The following is a 3,093-nucleotide window of genomic DNA, read 5'->3' as shown; positions in this document are numbered from 1 at the left end:
GGGGGTGGGGTGTTGGGTGTGTGCGTGGGGGGGGGTGGGGGTGGGGGTGGGGGCCGGGGGGGGCCGGGCCCGGCGTGGGGCTGTTGGTGTGGGCCGTGGGGGGGGGAGGGGCCAAGCGTGAGAGGGTGGCGGTTCGGCCGGGGGTTGGGGGCTGGTGCGGGTGCGGACTCGACCTGGGGGGGCTGGGCCGGGGGTGGGGTTTGCGGGCCCGGCTCGGGCAACGGCACGGGCTCGGGCTGCCGCTCGGCCGGCACCACCACCTCTTCCTTGGGCAGGATCTCGTAGAAATCGAACTTGGGCTTCGGGCGCGGGTCCTCGGCCTGCTGGGGCGCGACTGCAGCCGTTGTGGGCTGCTGTGCCAGCTGCTGGTCATTCAGCATCCACGCGGCGCCCACGCCGAAGGCGCCCACCAGCCCGCCGGCGAGGAACCAGAAGGCGCAGGTGCCGCGCGGCTCCTTACGCCGGCGCGGGGGCGGGGAGCCCTTGCGATAGTCTCGGGTCATGCGGTTGTCTCGTCTACATGCGCTCCGGCGCCGAGACGCCGAGGAGGTTCAGCCCGTTGCGCAGCACCTGGCGCACCGCCAGGATGAGCTGGACCCGCGCGTCGCGCAGCTCGGCGTCGTCCACCAGGAACTGGTGTGCGTTGTAATAGGTGTGGAAGTCGTTGGCGAGCTCGCGCAGATAGTGCGTCAGTTGGTGCGGCTCCTCGCTGAGCGCCGCGTCCTCAACGGCCTCCGGCCAGCGGGCCAGGGTCTTGAGTAGTGCGATTTCGTGGGGCTCGGTGAGTCGATCCAGCTTACCGCTGCCGGGGAAGGACGTCAGGTCCAGCGGGATGCCGCGCTCGGCGGCCTGCTGCAGCACACTTGCCACCCTTGCATGGGCGTACTGGACGTAATAGACCGGGTTGTCCGCGCTGCGGCTCTTGGCCAGGTCGAGATCGAAGTCCATGTGCTGCTCGCAGCGGCGCATCACGTAGAAGAAGCGCGCGGCGTCCCGGCCCACCTCCTTGCGCAGCTCCCGCAGGGTGACGAACTCCCCGGAGCGGGTGGACATCTGCACCTTCTGCCCGCCCCGGTAGAGCACCGCGAACTGCACCAGCAGCACGTCCAGCCGGCGCGGATCGTCGCCCAGCGCCGACAACGCCGCCTTCACCCGCGGCACATAGCCATGATGGTCGGCGCCCCAGACGTCGATGACGCGGGTGAAGCCCCGCTCGAGCTTGTCCATGTGGTAGGCGATGTCGGAGGCGAAATACGTCGTCTGGCCGTTCTCGCGCACCACCACACGGTCCTTGTCGTCGCCGAACGCCGTGGAGCGGAACCACAGCGCCCCCGCCTGCTCGTAGACGTGGCCAGCCTCACGCAGGCGCTCCACGGCGCGGTTGACGGCGCCGGATTCCACCAGGGAGCGTTCTGAGTACCACTCCTGGTAGGTGATGCCGAGCTCGGCTAGGTCGCTGCGGATATCGTCCAGGATGGTGTTCAGCCCCAGCTCGAAGACGAAGCGGTAGCGATTGTCCCCGAGGAGTCGCTTGGCGGCGGCGATCAGCGCGTCGATGTGCGCCTCCTTATCGCCGCCGTCGCCCGGCGTGAGCTCGTCCGGCGGCAGCCCCTCGCGGACGCTGTCGGCGTCGACGCGGTAGTCGTCGCCGTGCTCGCGGTGCAGGCTGGCAGCGACGTCCCAGACATAGTCGCCCTTGTAGCCGTTGGAAGGGAAGTCCAGTGCCTCCCCGCAGAGCTCCAGGTAACGCAGCCAAACGGACGTGGCCAGGATGTCCATCTGCCGGCCGGCGTCGTTGACGTAATACTCCCTGTGCACGTCGAAGCCGACGTACGCCAGCAGGTCCGCCACCGCGGCACCATAAGCGGCACCCCGGCCGTGCCCCACATGCAGCGGACCCGTTGGATTGGCGGAGACGAATTCCACCTGCACGCGCCGGCCCGCGCCCAGTCGCGAGCGGCCGTAATCCGGACCCAGGCGCAGGATCTCGGGCACCAGGACCCGGTAGGCGCTGTCTGCGATGCGGAAGTTGATGAACCCGGGCCCAGCGATTTCCACGGTGGCGACGCTTGCCGACGCCGGCAATGCGGCGACGATGCGCTCGGCGAGATCCCGGGGCTTCATGCGCGCCTGCTTGGCGAGCACCAGGGCCGCGTTGGTTGCAAAGTCCCCGTGCGCCGAGTCCCGGGCGCGCTCCACCTGCGGCGGCTCCGCCGGCAACTCGGCGAGCAGTCCCTCGGCGTGGAGGGCCGCGAGCGCCTGTTGCAGGGTTTGCTGAATCTCGGACTTCATGCGGCTCGGCTCGTCGCGCAGGGCGGTTTCGGGGGTAGCTGTTTCGGGGCGGCTGGCAGTGGGCCGGACGGTCGGGGCTTTAGCCTCGCAAGGATACCGGAAAGGCCCTTGGCGGGTCTGCACCGCTCAGAGGCTTTCCTGGGGGTCGACGTCGATGCTCCAGCGCAGATCACGCGGCGGCTTCAGCGCACGCAGCGCCGGCAGGAGTGCCGCGAGCACACCTTGGAGAACGCCGCGCGCGGGCGCCTGCAGCAAAAGCTGCGCGCGCACGCGCCCGGCGCGGCGCTCCATCTGCGCCGGCGCCGGGCCCCAGAACTCCACCTCCGGCGGCGCGAGCGGTCGGGCTGTTTCCAGTGCCTGCGCCAGAAAGTCGAGCGCTGCCTGTTCCCGCGGGCTGTCCGCGCGCAACATGGCCTGGTGGCTGAAGGGCGGCAGGTTGGCCTCCAGGCGCTCCTGGAGCGCAGCGGTGGCAAAGGCGCCGTAGCCCTCCCGCAGCAGCAGGGTAAGCATGGGATGCTGCGGATGGCGCGTCTGCAGCATCACGGTGCCGCGGCGCTCGGCACGGCCGGCACGGCCCGCCACCTGCACCAGGAGCTGGGCCATGCGCTCCGTGGCGCGGAAGTCGCTGCCGTAGAGGCCGTGGTCCAGGTCCAGGCTGACCCCCAGCGTCACGCCGGCCCGGTGGCGCCCCCTGGCCCGCATTTGGGTCCCCAACAGGATGCGCTGCCCGCCCCCGCCGGCCGACCCCCCCAAGCACCCCCCCCCCCCCCACGCCCAGCCGCTGCCCCCGGCCCATCCGCG

General features: G+C 70.9%; 2 protein-coding genes and 1 pseudogene. All 3 read right to left on the bottom strand.

The features are described 5' to 3' along the window. Positions 1–503: pseudogene (locus I6U14_RS00825) on the bottom strand (hypothetical protein); the annotation flags it as partial. Positions 504–516: 13 nt separating this feature from the next. Further along, on the bottom strand, positions 517–2,292 hold the full coding sequence (gene argS, locus I6U14_RS00820; protein ID WP_296896089.1) for an arginine--tRNA ligase: 1,776 nt from the start codon (positions 2,290–2,292) through the stop codon (positions 517–519). 126 nt (positions 2,293–2,418) lie between these two features. Next, positions 2,419–2,994: a hypothetical protein gene (locus tag I6U14_RS00815; protein ID WP_296896088.1), complete on the bottom strand. Its 576-nt coding sequence runs from the start codon at positions 2,992–2,994 to the stop codon at positions 2,419–2,421. Positions 2,995–3,093: the final 99 nt, after the last annotated feature.

The sequence above is a fragment of the Thiohalocapsa sp. genome, assembly GCF_019695415.1.
Taxonomy (GTDB): Bacteria; Pseudomonadota; Gammaproteobacteria; order Chromatiales; family Chromatiaceae; genus Thiohalocapsa.
The sequence above is the reverse complement of the archived record's forward strand: the minus strand, read 5'-3'. Positions and strand labels throughout refer to the sequence as shown.